At 26.8% G+C, this 25556-nt stretch carries 23 protein-coding genes; 3 read left to right on the top strand and 20 right to left on the bottom strand.

Going from position 1 to position 25556, the window contains the following annotated elements:
- Positions 1–82: 82 nt before the first annotated feature.
- The 14 genes from AC2TY9_RS05455 to AC2TY9_RS05390 form a co-directional block, all read right to left on the bottom strand.
- Positions 83–2059, bottom strand: a complete 1977-nt coding sequence (locus AC2TY9_RS05455) for a methyl-accepting chemotaxis protein (protein WP_489779923.1) — start codon at positions 2057–2059, stop codon at positions 83–85.
- A 132-nt stretch (positions 2060–2191) separates the two neighbouring features.
- The gene (gene murC / locus AC2TY9_RS05450; RefSeq protein ID WP_489779922.1) at positions 2192–3496 is read right to left on the bottom strand and encodes a UDP-N-acetylmuramate--L-alanine ligase; all 1305 of its coding nucleotides are present in this window, start codon (positions 3494–3496) and stop codon (positions 2192–2194) included.
- On the bottom strand, positions 3496–4077 hold the full coding sequence (locus AC2TY9_RS05445) for a hypothetical protein (protein WP_489779921.1): 582 nt from the start codon (positions 4075–4077) through the stop codon (positions 3496–3498). Before AC2TY9_RS05445 ends, murC begins: the two co-directional genes overlap by 1 nt.
- The gene (locus AC2TY9_RS05440; RefSeq protein ID WP_489779920.1) at positions 4070–5200 is read right to left on the bottom strand and encodes a succinyldiaminopimelate transaminase; all 1131 of its coding nucleotides are present in this window, start codon (positions 5198–5200) and stop codon (positions 4070–4072) included. The genes AC2TY9_RS05445 and AC2TY9_RS05440 overlap by 8 nt, the downstream gene beginning before the upstream one ends.
- 119 nt (positions 5201–5319) lie before the next feature.
- Positions 5320–6747 (bottom strand): COG3400 family protein, encoded by a 1428-nt coding sequence (locus tag AC2TY9_RS05435; protein ID WP_489779919.1) that lies wholly within the window; start codon positions 6745–6747, stop codon positions 5320–5322.
- Between the two features lie 45 nt (positions 6748–6792).
- On the bottom strand, positions 6793–7638 hold the full coding sequence (locus tag AC2TY9_RS05430) for a hypothetical protein (RefSeq protein WP_489779918.1): 846 nt from the start codon (positions 7636–7638) through the stop codon (positions 6793–6795).
- On the bottom strand, positions 7635–8483 hold the full coding sequence (locus AC2TY9_RS05425; RefSeq protein ID WP_489779917.1) for a hypothetical protein: 849 nt from the start codon (positions 8481–8483) through the stop codon (positions 7635–7637). Before AC2TY9_RS05425 ends, AC2TY9_RS05430 begins: the two co-directional genes overlap by 4 nt.
- Before the next feature lie 4 nt (positions 8484–8487).
- Complete coding sequence (locus AC2TY9_RS05420; RefSeq protein ID WP_489779916.1) at positions 8488–10089, bottom strand: ATP-binding protein; 1602 nt, start codon at positions 10087–10089, stop codon at positions 8488–8490.
- Positions 10079–10975 (bottom strand): PhnD/SsuA/transferrin family substrate-binding protein, encoded by an 897-nt coding sequence (locus AC2TY9_RS05415; protein ID WP_489779915.1) that lies wholly within the window; start codon positions 10973–10975, stop codon positions 10079–10081. Before AC2TY9_RS05415 ends, AC2TY9_RS05420 begins: the two co-directional genes overlap by 11 nt.
- Entirely contained in the window at positions 10962–12422 is a 1461-nt protein-coding gene (locus AC2TY9_RS05410) for a TolC family protein (protein ID WP_489779914.1), read from the bottom strand. Before AC2TY9_RS05410 ends, AC2TY9_RS05415 begins: the two co-directional genes overlap by 14 nt.
- A 4-nt stretch (positions 12423–12426) precedes the next feature.
- Entirely contained in the window at positions 12427–13713 is a 1287-nt protein-coding gene (locus AC2TY9_RS05405; RefSeq protein WP_489779913.1) for a diguanylate cyclase, read from the bottom strand.
- A gap of 136 nt (positions 13714–13849) precedes the next feature.
- Positions 13850–14716 carry a response regulator gene (locus AC2TY9_RS05400; RefSeq protein WP_489779912.1) on the bottom strand — a complete coding sequence of 289 codons (867 nt, stop codon included), beginning with the start codon at positions 14714–14716 and terminating at the stop codon, positions 13850–13852.
- A complete protein-coding gene (locus AC2TY9_RS05395; RefSeq protein ID WP_489779911.1) occupies positions 14703–16274 on the bottom strand; it encodes a HAMP domain-containing sensor histidine kinase in 1572 nt (523 codons plus the stop codon). The genes AC2TY9_RS05400 and AC2TY9_RS05395 overlap by 14 nt, the downstream gene beginning before the upstream one ends.
- Positions 16274–17173, bottom strand: a complete 900-nt coding sequence (locus tag AC2TY9_RS05390; protein WP_489779910.1) for a PhnD/SsuA/transferrin family substrate-binding protein — start codon at positions 17171–17173, stop codon at positions 16274–16276. Before AC2TY9_RS05390 ends, AC2TY9_RS05395 begins: the two co-directional genes overlap by 1 nt.
- Positions 17174–17311: 138 nt before the next feature.
- On the opposite strand from AC2TY9_RS05390, the gene tgt reads away from it, so the two are divergent.
- From tgt to AC2TY9_RS05375, 3 genes are all read left to right on the top strand, one after another.
- On the top strand, positions 17312–18436 hold the full coding sequence (gene tgt, locus AC2TY9_RS05385; RefSeq protein WP_489779909.1) for a tRNA guanosine(34) transglycosylase Tgt: 1125 nt from the start codon (positions 17312–17314) through the stop codon (positions 18434–18436).
- A gap of 65 nt (positions 18437–18501) precedes the next feature.
- Entirely contained in the window at positions 18502–18792 is a 291-nt protein-coding gene (gatC, locus tag AC2TY9_RS05380) for an Asp-tRNA(Asn)/Glu-tRNA(Gln) amidotransferase subunit GatC (RefSeq protein WP_489779908.1), read from the top strand.
- A gap of 8 nt (positions 18793–18800) precedes the next feature.
- Positions 18801–19145 carry an arsenate reductase family protein gene (locus AC2TY9_RS05375; RefSeq protein ID WP_489779907.1) on the top strand — a complete coding sequence of 115 codons (345 nt, stop codon included), beginning with the start codon at positions 18801–18803 and terminating at the stop codon, positions 19143–19145.
- Between the two features lie 10 nt (positions 19146–19155).
- On the opposite strand, the gene qhpG is transcribed toward AC2TY9_RS05375, so the two are convergent.
- From qhpG to peaB, 6 genes are read right to left on the bottom strand one after another with little or no spacing between them, the layout of a single operon-like run.
- Positions 19156–20436 (bottom strand): flavin-dependent monooxygenase QhpG, encoded by a 1281-nt coding sequence (gene qhpG, locus AC2TY9_RS05370; RefSeq protein ID WP_489779906.1) that lies wholly within the window; start codon positions 20434–20436, stop codon positions 19156–19158.
- Positions 20420–21064 (bottom strand): subtilisin-like serine protease QhpE, encoded by a 645-nt coding sequence (gene qhpE, locus AC2TY9_RS05365; protein ID WP_489779905.1) that lies wholly within the window; start codon positions 21062–21064, stop codon positions 20420–20422. The genes qhpG and qhpE overlap by 17 nt, the downstream gene beginning before the upstream one ends.
- Entirely contained in the window at positions 21057–22697 is a 1641-nt protein-coding gene (locus tag AC2TY9_RS05360; RefSeq protein ID WP_489779904.1) for an ABC transporter ATP-binding protein, read from the bottom strand. Before AC2TY9_RS05360 ends, qhpE begins: the two co-directional genes overlap by 8 nt.
- Positions 22698–22699: 2 nt before the next feature.
- The gene (gene peaD / locus AC2TY9_RS05355; protein WP_489779903.1) at positions 22700–23833 is read right to left on the bottom strand and encodes a quinohemoprotein amine dehydrogenase subunit beta; all 1134 of its coding nucleotides are present in this window, start codon (positions 23831–23833) and stop codon (positions 22700–22702) included.
- 11 nt (positions 23834–23844) lie between these two features.
- On the bottom strand, positions 23845–24168 hold the full coding sequence (gene qhpC / locus AC2TY9_RS05350) for a quinohemoprotein amine dehydrogenase subunit gamma (protein WP_489779902.1): 324 nt from the start codon (positions 24166–24168) through the stop codon (positions 23845–23847).
- On the bottom strand, positions 24155–25555 hold the full coding sequence (gene peaB, locus AC2TY9_RS05345) for a quinohemoprotein amine dehydrogenase maturation protein (RefSeq protein WP_489779901.1): 1401 nt from the start codon (positions 25553–25555) through the stop codon (positions 24155–24157). Before peaB ends, qhpC begins: the two co-directional genes overlap by 14 nt.
- Position 25556: the final 1 nt, after the last annotated feature.

The following is a 25556-nucleotide window of genomic DNA, read 5'->3' as shown; positions in this document are numbered from 1 at the left end:
TAAGATTTTCACAACTTCTCCTAATAAAATTGTATTCTATTAAGAGAAGTATTAATTATAAGAAATTATTTTTTATTTAATTTTAAAAACTTTCCCATTCATCATTATCTTTTGTATTACTTTTTATCTCATTATTTGAAACTTTTTTTGTTTCCCCTTTTCTATGTGCAACTTTTTTATCAAATGATGTAACCTCTTTTTTAGTTTGTGAAGTATTAATTGTTCTAGCTTTTACCTCATTTTTTCCTAAAAAATCTTTTGATTGGGCATCTGCAACTATCTCTTTTGCTATAGTATCAGTTTCAACTGCAATATCATGTGTTTCCGTTGCAATTTGTGCATTTTGTTGAGTTTGCTGATCTAACTGGTTTACTGCATCATTAATTTGAGTAATACCTTCTTCTTGCTCTTTACTAGCATTTGCAATCTCTGATATTTTTTCAGTTGATTTACTAATATCTGATAGTAATTCTTCATATCCAGAAATCATTTGATTACTAATTTCTTTTCCTTGAGAAGCTTTAGTTGTAGCATTTTCAACTAAATCTTTAATCTCTTTTGCAGCTTCAGCAGATCTTGAAGCTAGATTTCTAACTTCTTGTGCAACAACAGCAAAACCTTTGCCAGCTTCGCCAGCTGTAGCAGCTTCAACAGCAGCATTTAAAGAAAGAATATTAGTTTGAAATGCAATTTGATCTATTACTGATATTGCTTCATTAATCGAATTTACTTGATCAGTAATATCTTCCATAGCTTTAGTAGTATTTTGAGCTAAAGTCTGCCCTGTTAGTGCAGAATTACTTAGATTATCCGCATAATCACTCATAAGTTGTACATTTTCAGCATTATTTACAATTGTACTAGTAATCTCTTCAAGAGCTGCTGCTGTTTCTTCTAACGAGGCTGCTGCATCTGTTGAACTTTTATTTAATGTATCTACATTTACTATTAATTTATCTGATGAATCATCTAAAGTTAAACCTATAGTATATGATTGTTTTAAAAGATCAGATATCTCATCTGTTAAAAAATTTAGACTCTCTAAAAGTTTTTTAATATCCCCTTCAACATTTTTATCATCAATTTTTCTTGTAAAATTATAATTACTAAATTCTGATAAAACAACATTTATTGAATCAATTTTATCTTTTATTCCACTAAGCATTGTATTTAGAGCACTACATAATTGAACCAATTGCGGATTATTTGGCTCACTTTTAACAAGATTATTTAAGTAACCTTGATTTGCTTTTTCTACTATAGATAAAACCTCTTTTACAGTTTCATTATCTTTTAATAAACCTTTTTTTGTCTTTTCTATACTTTCATTAACAGATTGTGCCATTAAAGCAAATTCATCTTTACCATCAATCTCTAATAATTTACTCTCTTCACTTTCTCTATTTATATAAGCAAAAAATGAAGCTAAACCATCTTTGAATTTTTCAATTGTGCCAATAATAATATTTGATAACATTATTGAAAAGATAACAAATATAAAAACTGAAATAATAGCAATACCTATTAGAATAGTATTCATAGTAGATTCTGCATCATCTCTTAACTCTTGTGCACTATTATTTATCTTTTTTAATTCCTCTTCAAGCTTTAAACCTGAATTCACCATATTACTAATTATTGGTTTTAATTCTTTAGATTCTTTTAAAATACCATTTTCATAATCTTCTATTCGCTGTTTTGAAAACTGATTAAAATATTTAATATAATCTGATGATTCTTTTAAGATATTGGCACATAGCTTTTTATTTGATTCTTGGCTAACTTTTTCTCTTAAATCAGATACATTTTTATCAAGTTCTTTAAAACTCACAACAACTTTTTGTGCATTTGCATCAGATGGTGCTCGCAAAAATTGATAAACTGTTATTCTCCCCTTCAACACTTGTTGAATAAAAATTTCTGTTTGTACTGCTGCTTCTGTTCTAAACTTTACAAGATTATTATAATATGTAAAGATAATTGTAACTATTATCACTATTAAAACATAAACAATTGGTACAAGCATTAATTTCATCTTTGTACTAAAATTCTTTAACATCCGTCCCCCTAAGTTCATTGACTATTATTGGTATAATAGCATATTAGACATTAAAGAATTAAGTAAAAGTTATAAATAGGTTATAATCTCAACAAATAAATAATAAAAAGAATAAGTAAGCTAAATCGCTTTTTAGTGTCTTAGTTGATAAGTGATATCTCCAGCTCCAACACCTAAAATAATACCTTCTGAATACTCATGTATTATTTTACCATCTTTAATAAGTTCAATTTTTCCCTTTGAAGTTTTCAAACTATCAGCAAAAATTGGATTATAATATTCAAACTCTTTTTCAAAATCTATCTCAATTTTTTGTTCCCCTGCAACTGTCCAAATTGGTAAAATAACAAGTTCATCACACCTTCTAAAACATTTTTTGAAACCTTCTAAATTGTCATTTGTTCTTGAATATTTATGAGGTTGCCAAATCACTATTCTTTTGTTCATATTTGTTAAATTATCATAAAGTTCAACAGATTTCATAGTTGCATCAATCTCTGTTGGATGGTGTGCATAATCATCAATTATGACCATATTTTCATTTTTTTGAACTACATCAAATCTTTTTTTAATACCTTTATAGTTTGCTAGATTTTCTCTTATTTCATCGATTTCTAACTCGTTTAAAGCAGCAAGAATAGCTAATGAAGTATCAACTGCAATGTGGTATCCAAAGCCCCAAACTTCAAAAAAGCCTAAATCTTTTAGTTCAAATTTTGTAAAAGGCTCTCCATCTTTTAAAAGATAAGATAAATTTTTTATATCAATACTTGGATAAAGATATGTTGCATCTTTTATTTTAAGTTTTCTAATATCTTTATCTTCACCATTTAAAACTTTTTTTTGAGCAAGGTCTATAAATGTTTCATAAGCCCCATAAAATTTATCTAAGTCATAATGGTAATACTCCATATGTTCGGGTTCGGCATTAGTGACAATTGAACAATATGGATTTGAAAGTAGAAAAGAAGCATCTGATTCATCTGCTTCAAATGCAACTAAATCGTTTACATATCTAAAGTTTGAACCAAAGTCTTTAGAAATAGCTCCAATTAAAGCTGAACTTTTCAAGATTGAAGCTAAAATTGCTGTTGTTGTAGATTTTCCATGGGCTCCTGCTACACAAAAGTTTTTCTTATCACCTAACACTATTGGTAAGGCTTCTTTTCTTGATAATGTTCTTATTTGTTGAAGTCTAGCTTCAATCAATTCTGGATTTTCATCTGTAACAGCAGCTGAATAGATTACTAAATCTAAATCATCTGTAATATTTTTTGAATCTTGTGGACAAGATACTTTTATGCCTTCATTTTCAAGCTCTTTTGTAATTGGCGAGCTTTTCATATCAGAACCACAAACTTCATGTCCATCATACTTTAAAAATCTTGCTAAGGCAGAAAGTCCAATTCCACCAATTCCTATAAAATGTACTTTCATTAACCTTCCAATAAATGTTTTAAATTATCATACTCTTTTTGTAGAATATCTTTATTTTTTTCTAAATGAGTATCTAAATCGTATTTGAAATTTGAGATAAAATATCCATATTTTTCATCATCACTTGAACCCTCTAAATCTACTTCCTCATCATAAAAGCTATCTAAGTCTTTATTATTTGAAAGAGCAATAATATGTGCTTGTAAACATTTACTTAAAAATGAATCATCGATTATATTTGATAAGACGAATAAAAGTTGTTTTGCTCCATCAATATTTTCATAACTATATTTTTCAATTCCATGTTCATAAAAAGCTCTAACATAACAAAGGTCATCACCCTCCAAACTTAGTTTCTTATTTTCGTTTACAATCTTTTCTACATTTTCAAAGGAGATTTCTAAGATATTTTGATAAATGTCATTTATCTTATCTTCACCTAAATCAAGAATTAAATATGAATCTAAAACCTCATATAAAGCGGAGATATTTTTTGTGGCAATAGCATCACTTCTCGTCTCCTCTAAATATTTCAAAAATTCTGGATTTGTTCTTGCTTGAAAAAGTTCTTCTTTATCCATCAATAAAATCCTTTAATCTTTGTAAAACTTCTCTTGTTTTAGTTTCATTTTCCACTAATGCAATTCTTACATAACCTTTGCCTATTCCATTTCTTCCCAAGAAACTTCCTGGTAGTACTTTTAAATGTTTCTCTTTGAAAAGCTCTTTTGTAAATTCTAATTCATCTTCAACTTCTAACCAGATATAAAATGTGGCTTTTGGAGGAGTTACACCTAATATCTCTTGGGCTATTTGAAAATTCTTTCTATATATTTTTCTAAACTCTTCAACATGATTATCATCATTCCAAGCAGCAGCAGCAGCTTTTTGAAGAGGAACAGGTGAAGCACATCCAACATATGTTCTATATTTCATATATCCTTCTAAAATCTCTTTATCACCAGCAATAAAACCAGATCTTAATCCTGGAGCTGAACTTCTTTTTGAAATTGAGTTCATCACAATAACATTTTTAAACTCACTATTCCCAGCTTGGATTGAAGCTTCTAAAAGTGAAGCTGGCTTTGTTTCTTCATCAAAATAAATTTCAGAATAGCACTCATCATTTACTAAAATAAAATCAAACTCTATTGCTTTTTTTACCCATAAAGCTAGTTCCTCTTTTGTCATCTCTGCAGATGTAGGATTATTGGGATAGTTTAAAATAACTAAATCACATTTTTTTAGTTCTTCATCACTAAGACTTGCTTTGAAATTATTTTCTTTTGTTAAATCTATATGAATAACTTCAGCCCTACTTGCAATTGCTGCACCTTCATAGATTTGATAAAATGGATTAGTAAAAGCTATAACTGGATCTTTTTTATCAAAAAGAGCATATTGAGGAAAGTTAAATAAAACCTCTCTTGTACCAAATGTTGGTATTATTTGATTAAGTTCTAAACTTACATTAAACCTGTTTTTAACAAAGTTTACCATCGCTTCTTTTAAGTACTTTTCCCCTGCACTTGCAGGGTATTTTTGTAATAAAGATGTGTTCTCTTTTAATTCAGATTGAATAAAATCTGGAGTTTGAAATTTTGGTTCACCAATTGTTAGAGCTGATAATTCATACTCTTCATTTGGTGTAACCCCTTCTAATAATTCATTTAATTTTTCAAATGGATATTTTTCAAAATTCATTTAGTTCCTTTTAATTGTCCCCTACTAAAAGGGACCTAATCATTTTTTACTTCTTTTAACATAGGAATTTATTTCCTATGCTAAAAAGAAGGAAAACCTAAAGAGTGTCAGAAGACACTTTATTCTTCAATAATTGGTATTAGTAATTGATTAAATTTTCTCATATCAAATGATATTAAATCTGGATTTGTATATAAAAATTTCCAAGAAAATCTTTTATTTAACATCTCTTCTTTTAAAGGTAGGATTTGTAAGATATTCTCTTGTTTTTTTAATTCTCTAATTGGATTTTTATCATTTGAGATAATCTCAATTTTTTCATTAAATATTTTTGATAGATTTTCAAAATGATCAAGAAGATGAGTTTTATCCTCATCTTCACCAACTGGATCCATATCAAAAATCTTTGTTTTTGTCTTAAATTGACTTGCAACATCAAATACAACAGGAGAAATTTGCTCATAAGAGTTTATATCATTTAGAATAATAACTGTTCTTTTAATAGAAGCATTTAGCTTTTCCCCTAACTTAAATATTGGTAGTTTTAAATCCAACAGGTGTTTCATTCTTGATTTGATTTTAAAGTTTTCATTAGCAAGAATTATCATTCCAATATCCAAAGTTTTTGTATCAGATTTTAATAACTTTTCCATCCCAATATCATGATAATCCATTTTAATCTCAACGGCATCATTTTTCCCAAATACCTCTTTAATATATTCTAAAGCTCCAACGTTTGTAGGTCTTGTAATTCTAATAAAAAGTTTACTGTTTTTTAATCTTTTATTTAAGTATTTAAGCTCTTCAACAATATCTAGAACTCTTTCTTTAGTAAGTATAAACATATCAAGATATAAATAGATATTGTGACCAAAAGGCATTGGGAATTGTCCTTGAGACTTTCCAATTGCATTGTAAATTTGCATTAACACAGTTGGTTTTCCAATTACCAAAATAAGATCATTTGGTTTTAAAATCAATGATGGTTTTATATTTACCAATTGATCATTTCTATATAATCCAAAAATCTTCCAATCTTTTTGCTCAATTGAACCAATATATCTATAGGCATAAGAACTACCAAAAGGTATTTTAATCTCCATTATTTCACCTTGTTTTAGCCCAATATTTTGTGCCATAACAGGAATATTTGGAAGTCTTTCAACCATCCCATTTGCTAAAACTTCAATACCTTTGTAGATATTCAAATAAGGATCACTTAATTCTATTCCCCAATAATCTAAAACTGAAATTGCTAAATTACTTTTTCTATTTCTTATGTTTTTAACTACATTTAACATCTCATCTTTTGAGTTAAGTGCAACTAAAACTTGACTATGTATATCTTTATCTAAAACCATTGCTAGTTTAGATTCAGAGGTAGGATCAAATTTATAAAAAGTAAAATTGGAAGCTTTATTTTCAGGAACAATGGAATCATTCATATAAACTACATCATAATTGTTATCCCTAGTATTAGTTTCAACAATTCTTTTCATAAGTTTTTTAGCAACAATACCATCTAAAATTACTAATATTTTTTTCATGGGGTATTATATCAAAAAGTACTAAATATAATATTGCTTATTTGATTAGTTTTTTCCTATAATTTTCAAATAATCTTTATAAAATTCATCAAGGGGTTTTAGTTCATCATCTTTTAAAACCTTTATACCATTTATATCCAAATGTTTAAAACTTTCAAGTTGAACATTGTTTTCATTTATATCTTTTTCTATACTATCATGTAAATATTTGAGTTTTTCTGCTAAATCTTTTCTATCTAGACTTAAAGAAATTGGAAATATTTGTTCAGACTCTTTTATAATCTCAACTTTTGTTTTTATTTGAGGATTTAATTTAACCATGGTATCATACAATTCTTGTCTTACAACAGAAAATTCATTTTTAAAAAAAACATTAAAAACTAATTTGTTATCTTTCTCAATTTTTTTAAAATCTATATTTTTTATATTATTTTTTAAAGTATAATATTTAACCCAGTTTTTAGCCATCTCCTCTTTATAAAGAATTGTTAGGTTTTTTACATTTTTTATATTATCTTTGAAGTTTTTGTTTTTTAATAAATAAAACTTTGAAAAAGTGTTTTTCCCTCTTGTGAAAACCCATTTTAAATGAGTAATTTTATCAAGCTTTTCTTTGTCTAAATAATATTTTTCCGGGCTTAAAATTATTGAATATAACTTTTTATTGATATACAAATTCATCATTTCATCGAAGTCATCATAGATTTCAATAATCACTTCATCTTTGTATCTATTATCATTGTTAACTTTCGTATTCCAAATTTTAGCAGCAACCATAGCTTGTTTTTTAGAAACAAAAATTCCATCAGGATGTATTCCCATATGAACAACATCCTTTGCATTTAAAAAAGAAAAGGAAATAATTAATCCAATTAAAATTAGTATTTTCATTTTAAAACCTCACCATAATTTTTATATAAAACCTCTAACTCTTTTAACTCATTATTTTCAATTAAAAAAACATTTTGAATTTGTACATAAGATAAAACACTTAAATCCACTTTACTTTTGTTGATTTTATCATTTATATCTTTGTATATTTTATCCAAAGTATCTCCTACTCCATCTCTTGTAAAACCAATAGCCCTAAAAAATATTTTAGGTGATTTAGCAATAACTTCCGTTTTATTTTTAAATTGAGAGTTATACTGTAACATAAGTTCATATATCTCTTTTGGTATTACTACTACTTTATCTTTATGAAAAAATGCATCTAAAGCTACAGATTTTTCTGTTTCTTTTTGAATATAGTTAATTCTATTTTTTTTATTATCTGTATTTTTACTTAATAAATTATATGCCCAAATTTTTTCTAAATCGTTTTTATATGAAACTTTTATATTTTTAAAATTTTTAATATCAAAATTTGATTCTTTATTTTTTAACATATAAAATTCCATAAATTTAAGTTTATCTCTACTTAATACCCATTTATATCTAGAATATTTTTCAAAGAATTCTTTATTTTCAAAGAAAAAAGACCCAGTTGTTATTATATTAGTGATTTTTTTATTTTTAAAATCTTTTAATACATCCTTTTTATTTTTATAAAAAAACACTTCTATTTCTGTACCAAAGTTAAGTTTCTCCATGTTTTTAAGCCAAAGTTTTGCACCTAAGTTTACTTCTTTTTCTGAAAAATGCATATTCCCATACAATAAACCAACAGTTATTTTGTCCTTGGCATTTAAACAAAAAGACAATAGCAATAAACTTAAAAATATTTTTATAAGCATATTCTTATACCATTGGTACTTTTATGGCAAAAACTACACTATTATTTATATTTTTAGCTGTTAATTTTCCTTGCATATTCTGTTCAACAATAACTTTTGACATATAAAGACCAATTCCAGTTCCTTGAGACTGGTGCTTCGTAGTGTAATATGGCTCAAATATTTTTGGTAAAACTTTTTCATCAATTCCACCACCATTATCCTCAACTTCTAAAATTCCACAATTGTTTTCTTCAAAGATTCGAATAACAACAAGAGGATCATCTATTTTTCTTTCAACTAAAATATCTTTTGCATTGGTTAAAATATTCATAATAGCTTGAGAAAATTCATTTGGTAAACCATAAACTTTTCCACATTTTTTAAACTCTTTTTTCACTTCAATATAGTTGAATTTCAAACTTGCTCCAACTAAAGTTAAAGCCCTATCAACTTCAATTTCAATATCAAACTCTTGTTTTGTTTTATTGGGTCTAAAGAAGTTGCTAAAATCATCTATTGTTTTAGATAAATAATTAGAAGTTTTTACAATAGTATCAAGTTTATCTAATTCTCTTTCATCGTCAGACATTCCAAACTCTTTCTCTAGCCTAATTCCTGAAGCAGATGTTGTAATTGCAGATAAGGGTTGTCTCCATTGATGAGAAATATTTGCTATCATCTCACCCATTGCAGCAAGTCTTGATTGCTGTATCATCAACTCCTCTTGTTTTTCTCTTTTTTTAAGCTCCTCTTTAATCCTAGAATCAAGGCTTCTATTAAGCTCTTCTAAGGCTTTCGTTTTATCTTCAAGCTCTTTATTCGTTTCATATAACTTTAAAGTTCTATCTTTTACTTTAACCTCTAAATCTTCTCTAGATTTTTGTAAAGCTTTTTGTGATATTTCAATTGTTGAAATCATCTCATTAAAGCTTGTAGAAAGTTCTCCTAATTCATCATTTGACTTATAATCACTTCTAAGTCCTAAATTTCCTTTCTTAATCTTTTTTGCAACTCTATTTAATTTTATAACTGGCATTGATAACTTTTTTGCAATAAGATAAGAAACAATAATAATGATTAGAATACTAAAGAAAAAGAAAGCAATAAATTCAAAATACATATTATTTAAATTTGAGTTGTATTCTTCTAAAGACAAACTCATATGTAGTTCGCCCCATTTTGTATTTGATAGAAAGATAGGATAGGTATATAAGAAAACATCTTTTTTTAAATTTTGAGAATAAACAATTTTATAAGAGGGTTCATTAGAATTTTTATTATCATAAATCTCATGGAGTTTATCTTCATAGCTCCAATTATTATCACGAACAACATATGAATCCCCTGTGCTTCTAGAAAAAATTAACTCTTCAACAATTGAGTTTTGATTTAAAAACTTATCAAAAACTTCAACAATAATTGAACCATCATTTAAAATAATTGCATCCGAAGAGATATAAATAAGCATCTTTGACATATTAAAAGCTTGTGTATCTAAAGCTTTAAGAATTTGTGATTTTTGCTTAGATAAGGTATATATAGAATATATAGTGGTAAAAAACATTATAGAGATAAACATTGTTATAAATATTTTGATAAATATTTTATTACTTCTAATTTGCATCATATCTCTTTTTTAAATTTTCATATTCTTCAAAAAAGTTTACCATATTTTTCATTTCTTCTTTACTAATTCTTTCTATTGAAGATTGGTCTAATAATCTATAAATATACTCAAGTTTTTTCATAATCTTAAGATCACTTGAATATTTGAAAAACTTTTCTATAACCTCATCAGGTGTATTTTTATGAAAAGCACCAACTCCATATAAAAATATTTTTTCAGATTCATCAATTATGTTTAATCTTTTTTTTAAAGCAGGATTTAGTTTAACCATATTATCAAAAACATTTTTTTTCACTACAGTAAAATCAGCTTTGTTAAAATACAAATTCAAAATTGCTCTACTTGCTTTTGCTACATCAATTTGTTCTTTAAGTAAAGTTTTATAAGGTTTATTAACTTTTTTTAAACTCTTATAATCTAGCCATGCATGAAGATTGTCATCACCTATGAAATTTACATAGATTTTATTTTTGATATCTTTTATAGATTTTATTTTTGATTTTTTGTTAACTACAAATACATAACTATGAAATTTATCTTTAGAAGAAAATGCAAAATAATTTTTAGTATATTTATCAATTACTTCTCTATTTTTTAAAAAATAGTTAAGGTAGAAAACTGCATTATTAAATTTTTTGTATTCTATATAAGATTGAAGCATCTCATCTTCACTGTCAAAGAATTCTATATTTATTTCAAGTTTATTTCTTAAAATTTCACTTAATAAAGTTTCAACTTTATAGACAGAACTTTTTATTTTGTTTTGGTGAACTTTATCAAAACTATGTATGGTACAAGCTAAACTATAATTTTTATTGATGAATTCATCTGCATTTAAAAACAATGAAAAAAACAATAGAAAAAATAGTCTAAAAGTTTTCATCTACCTTACTTCCTATGAGTTTATCGATGGTAGCTAATGAAAGCATATAGTCATGTACACTTTTTAAATATGCTGATTTAACATACACTTCCATTAATTGAGATTGAACTAAATCTTCAGCTTCAACCATTTCATATTGATACCCCTTAAAATTCATATCACTACTTTCAATTGCTGTATTAACTGCATCTTCTAAAGTTTGAACTTGTTCATAGCCAATTGAACTTTTTAAAAACTCATTTTTAAGTTGTAAAACTAGCCCCTCTTCTAAAAGAAGTTTTTGTTCATTCATCACTTTTTTGTCTAATTTTTTCTCAATTACTTCATTTGTAGTTTTAAAACCATTAAATAAAGACATTTTAACAGCAAGCCCTATACTCCATTTATTTTCATCATCTTCGTTTAAATAACCATATTCATACGAATTGTATGTATGGCTTACATTTCCAAAAAGATTAACCATTGGATAGTAATCAGATTTTGATTCTTTTATTTGCTCATCTTTTATTTTTAGAGCTATATTTATTGTGTTTATTTCTGGGTTTAATGAAGAGGCTTTTTTTACTAAATCTTGAAGTTTTGTATTACTTTTTAAAATCTCTTTTTGATTATATTCAATTTTTAAAATATCATCATGTTTTAATCCCATAGTATTTGCTAGAGCTGATCTTAACATCTCTTTATTTAGTTCAATGGTTGATAAAGCTGATTTAATCATAGAGGTTAAAAGTTTAATATTTAAATAATCACTTCTATTGATTTTTAGTTCAGTACCATTTTCTAAAAACTCTTTTGTTATATCTCTGCTAAATTTCATATTATTATAAATACTTTCTATTAAAGTATATAATTCATTTGTAAGAACATAGCCATAAAAATATTTTTTTATATCATAGATAACATTTGCTTTTTCTCTTGTTATTGCTTGTTTCTTAAGCTCTTTATTTAATCGTGCTTGTTCGATAATAGAAGAGATTTTACCGCCTGTATAAATGGGATAATTAACATCAACTTGACCTCGTACAGTGTCTCTACCTTTTGCTATAGCATCTATATCAGCTGGTAATGTTCCAGTAGGAAATAACGAGGCTGGCGTATTAGAAATAGTAGTACGTGCAGCTTCTCTTGCTGCTGGATCATCAATTGATAAAGTATTTGCAAGAGCTAAAGTTTTAGTTAATTCAGAAGATAAAGCAAAACTTCCTCTTTGTTGAAATACAGTATCACTACTATCTCTATTCACATATAAAATAGCATCTATACTTGGATAGTTTGCACTCAAAGCTTGTTCATATTGAGCATTTGCGATATCTAAATTTAATTTTGAAATTCGATTTAATGCATTATTGTTTAATGCGGTTTCTATTGCCTTATCAAGATTTACACTTACCTCATTTGCACATAAAGTTCCCACTAGCATATATGCTAGAACTAAATTTTTAAACATATAGCTAATCCTTCTTATTAAAACTTGATAAAACCACTTGGTTTCTTCCATTTTCTTTTGCTTCATATAATGCTTTATCAGCTAATCTATACATATCTTTTGAATCTAATAATTTTTCAGAATTTACAATAATTAATCCAGCTGAAATTGTTACATATTTACTGCACAAACTATTTTCATGGGGGATTTTTAAAGATTCAATCTCTTTTGTGATAGATTCTATAAACTCTAAAGATTCTTCTATGCTGTTACTAGTAAATACAAGTCCAAACTCTTCTCCCCCAAGTCTAAAGGCATAATCACTAGCTCTAGAAGATCTAAGCTTTAAAACATTTGCAATCGCAACTAAAGTTTCATCACCCCTTGGATGCCCATAGGTGTCATTATAATTTTTAAAATAATCCACATCAATAATGGCTAGAGAAAGATTAGTTTTTTCCCGTGTTAATCTTCTGTTTTCTTTTTCAATAATTCTATTAAAATATCGTCTATTATAAATATCTGTTGTCTCATCTTTAATAGCTAATTGTTCTAGTTTTTTCTTATTTGTTATGTCTTCTCTGATAGCTAAAAAATTCTCTATTTCACCTTCTTGATTTAAAACAGGAGTGATTGTTAAATCTGACCAAATAATCTCTTGATTTTTCTTTCTATTTTTAATTTCAGATTTAAATATTTTCCCTTTTTTTATCTCTTTCCACATATCTTTATAAAATTCATCGGGAGTATCTTCATGTTTAAGTATACTATGTGTGTGTCCAAGTAGTTCCTCTTTTGTATATCCAATTAATTCACAAAAAATACTACTAGCATCAATAATGACACCATCTTTATCTGTAACTGACATTAATACATTTTCATCTAAAATTTTTAGTACATTTTCTTTTTCAAATAATCTATCTTGCAATCTTTTATTTACAACTGATTCTTGAATATTTATAAGTAATTCTTTTAAATCAACTGGTTTGATTATAAATTTATTAACTTTAAGTTCTATTGCATATAGAAAATATTCTATATCAGAAAAAGCAGTGGTAATAATCACAGGTGTTGAAGTTTTAAGTTCCCTTAACATATCAATACCATTCATTTTAGGCATTTGTATATCTGTAACTATTACATCAGGTTTAACTTTCTTATAAATTTCTACACCTTCTAAACCATTTGAAGCTATATGAAAATTAGGAATAAATCTTTTACAAAAGAAAGTGACCTCTTCTTTGATCATCTCTTCATCTTCAACATAAAGTACAGTTAGAGATTCTAGTAAATCTTTATTTAACTTTTTCATAAAATTTATCCTAAATTGTAATCTAGTATTTCCAAAACTTGAAACTACTAACTACTATAAGTTTATTATTTTTTTAATTCATTTTATATTAATTAATTCTATAACATATGACCCTGATGTTACATTTGTATTATTTTTATAAAGTACTTATCTTATTTATTTTTTCTAGAGCATTTAAATAATCTTTTTTTTCTAAGTTTTGACTCAATATATGATTTGTAATATTTTCAATTTTTTTTAATTTTTGCTCTTGGGTATCTATAAAAACAAGTACACTTTTATTTGTACTTTTAAAATACTTATGGGTAACAAAAAATTCACTTTTTAAATGATGGCCAGGTTTTTTTACTGATACTAAATGACTTTTATGACTATTTTGAACAATATGATCAATCCAGTTTTCATCTTCTTCTAGATTTTCAAGAGAAAAAACATCTTTGCATAACTTACTTGCTTCTTTTAAAGAATTAATATTTTCATGACCCAAATGCTCCATGAACTTTTTGCTAATATATTCAATCTCTTCCCCATGAAGAATGAACATAAAAGATGGGTTACTATCAAGTAAAAATTGCACGTAATCATCAAAATCATCACATAATTCATTTTGCTTGCCAAGTTTTAATGATTTTTGAATAACAGCTAACATCTCAATCATATTAATTGGTTTTAAAAGATATTTTTCAATTTTAAGCTCAATTGCTTTTATTAAATAATCCCCATCACTATGTGCACTTGTTAAAATAATAGGAAAATCTTCTTTTATTTTTAAAATCTCTTCACTCATCTCTAAACCATTTTTAATAGGCATTTGGATGTCCGAAATTACAATATCAGGTTCGTGGGCTTTAAATAAATCAATACCCTCTTGGCCATTTTTAGCAATCAAAAGTTTTTTTACACATTTTTTAAGAAAAAAACTAATCTCCTCAACAGTCATATCATCATCTTCCACATAAAGGACTGTTAAATTTTCAAATAAACTCTTATCAACTCTTTTCAATATTAAATTCCTTATATAAAGGTATCTTGACTGTAAACAATGCACCATTCTCATTATTTCTCACGTTTAATCTACCCTCCATATTTTGCTCGATTATTATTTTAGACATATATAAACCAATCCCTGTACCTTTACCCTCTTCTTTTGTTGTAAAATATGGTTCAAAGACTTTATTTATTATATTTTGAGGGATTCCTCCAGCATTATCTTCAATACTAACAATTCCATACTCTTTATCATTTTTTACAGTAATTGTCACCTTAGCATTTGCTATTGAATTTTCACTAAATGCATCCTTCGAATTATTCATGATATTTAAAATAGTTTGTGAAAACTCATTTGGAAAACCAAATACTTTAATTTTACTCTCAAAGTTCTGTATTATTTTAATATTATGGTGTTCAAAGGTAGAATCAACAATATCTAGAGTTTTTTTAACAATATCATTTAAAACAAAAATCTCTTTCTCTTTATCGGGTTTAAAAAAGTTTCTAAAATCATCAATCGTTTTTGACATATTGTTCGACAATAGATTTACTTTTTTTACAGATTTTTCCATAAAATCATCATCTAACTCATCTAACTCATAGGCAAATTGAATATTTTGCATCACTAAACTTAAAGCATTTAAGGGTTGTCTCCATTGATGGGCAATATTTCCAATCATCTCACCCATTGAAGCTAGTTTTGATTGTTGAATTAATAACTGTTCTTGTTCTTGTCTTTTTCTAATCTCAGTATCAACTCTTTTTTCTAGATTTTCATTTAAATCATTAAGCTCTTTAGTTCTTTGTTCAACCCTCTCTTCAAGTTTTGAATGAGACTCTTTTAATCTTTTTTGAGTCTCACTTAAAGCAGTAACCATTTTATTAAAACTTTGGGCTAATCTTCCTATCTCATCATTAGTTTGAATATCAACTTTCATAGATAAATTACCCTTTGATATCTCTTCTGTTATAGAGTTAAACTGGATAATTGGTGCGGTAATCATTTTAGCTAAAGTATATGAAATAATTAAAGAAGTAAAAAGTAAAATTATACCTAAAGTTATTGCATTATTATCAATATTCTTAACTTGTTCTTGATATTCAAGTAAGTCTAATTCTAAAATTAAATCTCCCCAAATTATACCATTGAAATATACTGGAAAGACATACCTGAAAATCTCTTTATTATACTCCTTTGAATCAACAATTGCATATGAAAAATCTCTTTCAATCTTTACATCACCTAATCGTTCTTTTTCTACTAGACTCCAATTATCTTTTTTTACAATTATTCTACTTCCATGATCCCTTGTGATTGTAATAGATTTTAAATTTTCATTTAAAGAAACAAAATCTTGTACTGATTCTAAAAGTGTAATCTCATCTTCAACAACCATAGCATCACTGTTGGAGATGTAAATATTTTGTGCAATACTTTTTGCTTTAATTTGTTGAGTATCTAAAATAGCCTCTTTTTGAGTAAAGATAAATTGGTAAGCAAAAAATACAAAAATAATAGTCATTGTAAAAAATATAAGGATAAAGATTTTAAGTAATAATGTAGATCTCATTAATTATATTTCTTTTCTAATTCAAAATACTCTTTAAAAAAACTATTTAAATCTTTTAAACTCTCATTTTCAATAATAAAAATAGCATCAAGTTTTAAAATATCTATTATTTTTAAAACTTTTTTTGATTTTAAAGTTTGTAGGTTTTTACCTTTTTTAAAGAAGAATTCCCTTGAAGGTACATCAGAATCTTTTGCATAAATGCCAAAGTTATCTATAAAAATATTTTCTGACATATCTAAAATCTTTACTTTCTTCTTAATTGCTGGATTAAAACTAACTATAAATTCCCAAGCCTTTTTTGTTATAATCCCATAGTCTGATTTTCCAAAAAATACATTAAAGACAACTCTTCTATCATTTTTTTCTTTTTTTAATTCCAATAAAAGTTTTTTTGATGATTTTTTATTTACTGTTAAAGAATTTTTTTCAAGCCAAATATTTGCAATCTTATCATTATTTTTTAAAACTAATTTTTTATTTTTTAAGTCTTTGAAACCTTTTAATTTTTTTTCCCCGTTCCCAATAAGATAATATTTTGATCTTTTCTTTTTACTTAAAGAAACTCCCCACTTTTTATATGTTAAAGGGTCTAATATATCTCTATTTTGATAATAAGTAACAGAATCTATGACAATTGTGTTCATTTTTTTATTTATATAATCTTTTAAAATTTTTTCATTATCAGTGTAGATTTTAATATTTATTTTCATTTTTTCAGTTTTTGCAACCTCTTTTAGCCATGAATTTACTGCAACATTTCTATCTTTAAATTTTGATAAGATTCCTGCATCACTTGAGATACCAATATTTGAGTGATAGACATAATTTAATTTTTCAGAAGCAAAGGAAAATATATCTAAGAAAATTATTATTATAAAAATTCTAATTATTTTCATCAATTCTCCTTTTAATTTTAAAAAAAATTATACCATTTTTGAGATTATAAATGTTTATTCATTAATTATTTGTAAAGTCAAAATAGATTTTAAATTGAAGATTCGATATAATAATATTTTTAATAAGGAATAAAATTAATGCAATTTAATATTGATGCAAATGCAAATAAAGCTCGAGCCTGTACAATAAAAACAGCTCATAGTACAATAGAAACACCAGTTTTCATGCCAGTAGGAACACAAGCAACAGTAAAAGCTCTTGATGCCAATGATATGTTAAGCATGGGAGCAAAAATCATACTTGGAAATACCTACCATCTTTATCTAAGACCTGGAAGTAAAATAATTAAAAAATTTGGTGGACTTCATGGGTTTTCAAAATTTCCAAACTCTTTCTTAACAGATAGTGGTGGATTTCAAGCATTTTCGTTAAGTGACAATAGCAAGCCAGATGAAAATGGGATTATGTTTAAATCACATATTGATGGCTCTAAACATTACTTTACACCACAAAGCGTACTTGATACACAATACGATTTAGGAAGTGATATTATGATGATCTTAGATGATTTAGTAGCTCTTCCAAATACAAAAGAGAGAATTCAAAAATCTATTGAAAGAACTACAAAATGGGCAAAAGAAGCAATTCTTTATCATAAAAGCCAGCAAGAAAAAGGTATTGGACTAAATCAAAATATCTTTGCAATTATTCAAGGGGGAACAGACAAAGAGTTTAGAAAAATGAGTGCCCAACAACTTTGTGCCTTGGAAGATTATGATGGCTTTGCAATTGGTGGATTAAGTGTTGGTGAACCAAATGCTGATATGTATGACACAGTTGAATGGACTACTCAATTTATGCCAGAAAATAAGCCAAGATATCTTATGGGAGTTGGAACACCTGAAGATTTGATAGAAAATATTGAGCGTGGTGTTGATATGTTTGATTGTGTAATGCCTACAAGAAATGCAAGAAATGGAACCCTATTCACTAGTTTTGGAAGAGTAAATATCAAAAAAGCAAGCTTCAAAGAAGATGAAAAACCAATAGATGAAGAGTGTAATTGTTATACATGTCAAAACTTTACAAGAGCATATATGAACCATTTATTTAGAGCTGGAGAGATTACATATTTTAGACTTGCATCATTACACAATATTCATTACTATTTAAATTTAATGAAACAAGCAAGAGCTGCAATCTTAGGCAATAATTGGGATGAATTCAAAAAAGAATTTTATTCAAAAAGAGGTGTAAATTAAAGATTTAAACTCTTTTTCGATAAAATATCAGCCATTTTAATACTTAAAAAGTATAAAGGAAAATAATGACAGTTGATGATAAGTTAATTGATAAATTAGCAAAACTTTCAAGTTTAGAGATTGATGATTCTAAAAAAGAGGGTTTAAAATCAGAACTTGCTGATATTATTAATTTTGTTGAGAATTTAAATGAAATTGATGTATCAGATATTGAAGCTACATTTAGCACTATAGAAGGTGGTACACCTTTAAGAGAGGATGAATCTAAACAAGATTTAGAGATGTCTAAGCATATCCTAAAACATGCACCGCAAAGTGAAGAAGGGTATTTTATAGTACCAAAAATTATAGAATAGGACTAATAATGAATATTACTGTTTATGGAATTAAAACATGCGGTAGCGTTAGAAATGCACTTAAATTTTTTAAAGAAAACAATATAGAAGTAGATTTCTTTGATTTTAAAAAAGAAACTCCTAGTGCCCAAAAAGTTAAAACTTGGACACAAAAAGCAGATATAAATATTCTATTTAATTCAAAAGGTACAAAATATAAAAACTTAGGATTAAAAGAGTTAAATCTTGATGAAAATGGTAAATATGAATGGTTGGTTAAAGAACCTATGCTATTTAAAAGACCAGTAATTGAATATGATGATAAAGTTTTAGTTGCTTGGAATGAAGAAATTTATAAAGATACTTTTTTATAAAAAAGTATCTTTATAAAACTTTATATTTACTAAGCCATAGCCTTAAAAGCTTTTTTATATTTTCATCAAAACTTTCACAAAATTTTTCAAAAAAAATCAATGATTTCTCTTTTGAATTACAAAGAGAATACTTTACCAAAGATACAATCTCTATATCTCCTATAAAATATATTCCCAAAGGATTATCTTTTGTGATAACAACCTCTTTAGGTTCAATGAAACCACCACTAACAATTGCTCCATTTTCAATTTTTACATTATATGTTTTTTCTATAGACTTAGGCCATAATTGTCTAGCCTTCCAAAAATCACTATCGTATCTAGTTTCCATTGAATAAAATTCTTTCCCTACATTTGAAAATTTTTCAAATATATAATTAACTCTTTTTTTGTAAAAATCAATAGCTATTTGTTTATTTTCTTTTTTATTTAAAATTGTATTTATAACATATGGAGCAATACTTGACATACTCATAGCTTGAAAAGCTCCATTACCTGAAAGTGGGTCAATACTAGATGCACTATCACCAACTAATATCATCTTATCAGTTATTATTTTTTTATGTACTTTACTATATGAATCCCTTTTTACAAGATTACCTTTTAATTTATAGTTTTGTAGTGTCCATAATTTCAAGTCTTCTTTTTCTATAAATGACAATACATCATTAAAGTTTTTAATTTTGTTAGCTGTTTTTTCATCACAAGTAAACTGTAAATAGGCTTTATTTTTCCCAACATATGCTTGCCAAACCCAACCATCCTTTATAGAATCAATTGATGTTTTATTTTCATCATGTTTTACTATTTCTAATTCTTGCAATATAGAAAAACTTTTAGGGCCTGAAATATATTCATTTTTATATGGAGTAAACCTACCCCTTGCATCGACTACAAAATCTACTTCTAAAATATTTTTTATTTCATCAATTTTTCCAGTTATACTTTTTTCAATCAATTTTATATCATAATCTTTGGCATCTTCTAATAATGCATTATCTAAATCATCTCTACAAACTACATATTCATAATTTACACTTTTTGATATATTAGCCCAATTTGAGTTTCTAGAAGATTTAGTATTTAAACTTTTTGCAGCATTTAAACAATCAATCATTTCTAAGCCATCTTTCGTTTTTTCACTAAAACCTTCATAAGCTGTAAACACTCTTTTTTTATAATAAATACTTACATCAAATCCAAGTTTTTTAAGACCAATTGCAGTTGTAACACCTGCTATTCCAGCTCCTAAAACTGCGATTTTTTTATTTAAATTATTTATATGGCTCATCTACTACCCTTTTTGAAAATTCTTCTAAAATTTGCTCTTTTGAGAAACCTCTTTTTAAATACTTACAATACTCACTTGTGAACTTTGAGACAGCTACGCTAGAACCTACTACTTCTTTATGTGAAGAGAAAGGATTTGCTCCAAAAAAAAGTTTATCTGCAAACAATGATACAACTTTATCATCACTACACATTCCTTCACTAGTTACTTTAATCACGCCATCATATGAAGCTGGATATACATCATCACGTGAGCGTCTAGGATATGAGCAAACTATTGTTATACCTTTTTCTAAAAGTTTTTGGCAAACTTCTTTAATCTCTTTATAGTTTTGATTAAAACCAAGACTTAGATTTATTACATCAACCTTCTTATTTAATAAAAGCTTTAGTGCTTCATAAACTTGAACAGGTGTTGTGTTTAATTGTTCATTAAAAACTTGAATATCGTATATAAAAATATTCTCATCATTTATAATATTTCCTATCACATTTCCATGTTCAAAATTTATATTTTCAATCTCTTTTATTTCGCAACTATTATCTTTGTTTAATTGAATTGAATAATTTTCAAAGGTTTTAAACTTACATCCACTATCTATTATGGCTACATAAATATCTTTACTCATTTTCAACTCTTTTTATTTTGTTTTCAGATATTTCATAAACAATTGAATTTTTAAAGTAATTATGATGAGATACTATTATCTTAGTTGATTCAGCAAAGTTTTCATCAATTAAACCATCAATTAATTTAACAAAACTTTTATCTAGAGAAGATGTAGGCTCATCCATAATGATTATTGATGGATTTTGTAGAATAAGCCTAGCTATAGAGATTCTTTGTTTTTGACCACCTGATAGGCTTTTCCCATCTTCAGCAAGTATTTTGTCTAAATGATTAGTAAACTCTTCTAATCCAACTTTTATTAAAGCATCTTTTATCTCTTCATTACTAGCATCTTTTTTTGCTAATAAAAGATTTTCTTTTAGACTAACGGATAATATTACAGGATTTTGTTCAACTAATCCAATGTTACTTTGTAAAATTTCTGAATCAATTGTTTTACTATCTATATCATTTATTAAAATTTGTCCCTTTGTTGGTTCTAAATAATTTAAAAGCAAATCAATTAATGTACTTTTTCCAATACCATTTATTCCAGTTATTACAACTTTTTCCTTATGACTTATTTTTAAATTTAGATTTTCAAATAGTGTTTGTGAACTTGGATATGAAAAACCGAAATCTTTAAAGGTAATATCTGAATTTTTAGGAAAATCTACTATAACTTTTTTCATCTCTTCATTTGGAAGAATTTCATTAAGTCTATTTATACTAACTTTTAATTTGGGAATATTATTTAATATCCCCAATAAAGTATGAACAGGGGAGAGAACCATAGAAAAATAGCTTAAGAAGGCAATTAATTCTCCAATTGATAATTGACCATTTATCACTTTTAACCCTCCATAAACTATTAAACTTGTTCTGGCAATCAAACTAACAACTACTGGAATTTGAGTAAAGACTATTTGTATCTTTTGTTGTTTTAGGATTTTATTTTTATTTTGGTCTTGAAGTTTATTTAATATATCTTTTCTATTTCCCACTTCATTAAATTTTTTTAAAAAGTTGACATATCTAAATGATTCTATTATAAAACTTCCTATTAGTGCTGTACTTTGCCGAAGTTCTTTAGTAATATCATGCATTTTGGGATAAATAGGTTTTAATAAAAAAAACTCAATTGGAAATAAAATCAAGGCAAATAAAGCCAAAGTTGTATCAAAATAAAACATAATAACTAAAGCACCAATAAGTCCTAAAGTAGCAGAAAATAACGCAAAAATAGAATCAAGTCCAAATCTTTGTAGTTCACTTATATCACCTTCAAGTCTTGAAAGTAAATCTCCAACGCGATTTTTTTGAAAAAATAGTTTAGTATTAAAAAATACTTTTTCAAAAATATCTAGTCTTAATTTATATAAAATTTTCACAGATAGTGAGGTATATTTGTACTGTAAGATAATAGAAAGAACTATACCAACTATTGAAATACCTATTATTAAAAGAACAAAGAAATAAAAGTTATCTAAATCTTTTAATATCAAAGCTTCATCAATAAACTTTTGCATCAATAAAGGTTGAATAATTGCAATACCACTTGATATCATTGAGATACCAAGTAGTAAAGATATAGCTTTTTTTTCTTTAGATATATATAGTTTTAAACTATTAAAAGCTTTGTTTTCATTCATAATTATAAGGCTCTAAAAACTTGTAATGTTCCAGCACCAACATCACCGTCAGGCAACACTATTGTTTTTATTTGTTCTAGAGTTTCAGGATCATAAATTGCAATTTTATTTAATGCCCCTCCAACATATAATTTAGAACCATCAGTTGCAAAGTTTATACAATAATAAGTATGGTCTAAATCAACTCTTTTTATAACTTTTTGATTTTTTCTATCAAACTTTGTTAAGTCAGTCAAAACACCATATAAAATATTTGAGTCATTTGGATGAGTAATCCCTGTAAACATAATAGTTTCAAGTGGTGCAAAATCTTCTTGTTCAATCTTTCCTGTAGTTAAATCAAGTCTTGTTGCTCCCCAAACAAATTTAGCCTCATCCATATTCATATCACTATTTGGAAATTTTGCAGCTGTATACATCAGCATAAATTCATTTGAAACATTTCCAATTGGCCACATTGCTAAAGTATCAGGTGAAGAATAGTTTGCTTTACCCCAATGTCTTAACTTAGCTGCAATTGAAACTTCTTTTTTCTCTGGATTTATTTTATAAAGATTTGAACCAGAAGCATAAACACTACCATCATCTGCAGTTGCCATAATAGTAACTTGTCTAGGTGCTTTAAAACTATTTACTGGTTTTGCATCTAAACCATCCGAAGTGTTAAATGTTTTAAATGCAGGATCTAATACTTTATATCTATCTGTTTGTATTTCAGTAGGATTGGAGATTGTATATAGTTTTTCCCCATCTTTACTTAATGTAAATGAAAAAATAGACATTGCTCTAACATTATCATAAGATAATTTTGCTCTGAAAAAATTCTCACAAGTATTCATATCATAACCATAAATAGCTTGCCAATTATCTTGTAAAACATAAGCTTTATTTCCATCTGGAGATATTACTAAACCTCCTGATTTATAAGAACCTTTTAGTTTACAAGATTTGTATAACTCATCTGTTTTACCATCAACTATATAAAGATCATTTGTTCTTCCTACCGTTGCTAAATAATCTCTATCTTTTTTTAATTCTAAACTTTCTTTTGAGGTAATATTTTGGGGTTGAGTAAAACTACATCCACTAATAAAAATACTAAGTATTATTGTTGCTAATATTGAAATTTTCTTCATGTTAACCTCTTTTATTTATTTTCAATTGGATAGATTGAAGTTAGATTTCTCCAATCTTTTGTAGTTGATGGTGCTTTTGATGTCCAACCAGGATTATTCATTGTATCTGGAACTTGTGTTGGCCACCAACATGGATCTGAACATCCATAAAGGTCTGCTTCCATAGGTTGACAAAGTCCTGCAACTCCACCAAAGGCATCAACTTCCCAACCTGGATCAAATGTTGAAGTACATCCAACAATACTTTGCATAGCAACTACTTCTTTCTCTTTACCTTCCTTGATTGATTTATTTAATAAATCAGCCTTTGGGTTTAAAGGTTTAAATAAGCCCATTTACATCTCCTTTTTCTTCTTTAAAATATAGGTCAAAAAACTCTGGATTATTGTTTCTGATTTTTGAATATGCATATAATCCAAAGTCAATCCAATCTCTCATAATGTCACAATAGTGAAGTACTGCTTTTGTTGGATCGTTGTATCTAATATAACTTTCGTGATAACATCCACCTGCACATAAATTTCTAATATGACAAGTTGAACAATCTCCATCATTTGTGTTCAATCTTTTTTCAATAAAATTTGAAAGTTTTGGTTTATCAAGTCCAGTTTTTACATTCCCAAAATTTGTAAAATCACTCCCTGTAAATCTATGACATAAATCAAAACTACCTTCATAACTAACTGATAAAAGACCAACACCGGCACCACAAGGAAGTTTTTTCTTTCTTCCTGCATGAATATCACCTAATAATCTATGAAGATTTGAAAAACCGTTAAAATCTCCCTCTAAGGCTGATTCAATATATTTTTCACCCATAGCTTTAAAAGATTCAAAAACTTTTATTAGTTCATGTTCACTTAGATTGAAAATTGCATTGTCACTTGCAGTAGCAGGTGCAAAGCCTACTTCACTAAATTTTAGTTCATTAAATAAATGATCCCAAATCTCTTCTATTTCAGTTACACCTCTTGTTAAAGTAACTCTAGCTCCAATAGGTCTATCTGTATACATGCTAAGTAGAAGTTCTACTTTTTTTCTCACAGCATCATAACTTCCTGTCCCTGCATTTGTAAGTCTAGTTTTATTATGAATAAACTTAGGTCCATCCATACTAATAGTTAAACCAAATTTATGTTTTTTTAGAAACTCAATTGTGGTTTTTGTTAGCAAAGTTCCATTTGTTGTCATTGTAAAATCTACTAAAGCACTCTTCTGTTTAAAAAAGTTTTCACAATACTCAACTACATTTTTAATCAACTCAAAATTGATTAATGGCTCTCCACCAAAAAAAGTTATATTGTAAGCTTTTTGATTGGGAGCACCTTTATACAATTGTTCAACTGCTGCAACTGCTGTTTCAAAAGTCATATTTCCACTATTATCAAGTGTTTCCAAATCTGCTTTATAACAATATGTACAACTAAGATTACACCCTGATGCAATGTTTAAAATAAGTGTTGTTGCAGGGAAGTTTTTAACTTCAATGTAATCTTGCTTATCTTCTTTTCCAATGATATTTAACTTTTCTAATTCTGCTAATTCTTCATTTGTAAAATCAGAGATTTTAAACTCTTTGTTATTTAAACTATTTATCAATCTCTCATTTGTTTCATCAACTTCAAATAAAGAGGTACTAGGTACATGGAATAGTAAATTCTCTTCATCTTTTTTAACAATTCTAAAATTGTGTCTATTTATTTTTATTTCATTATTACTCATA

The sequence above is a fragment of the Arcobacter sp. ISO1 genome (genome assembly GCF_058105185.1).
This window is presented reverse-complemented; position numbering and strand designations above follow the sequence as displayed.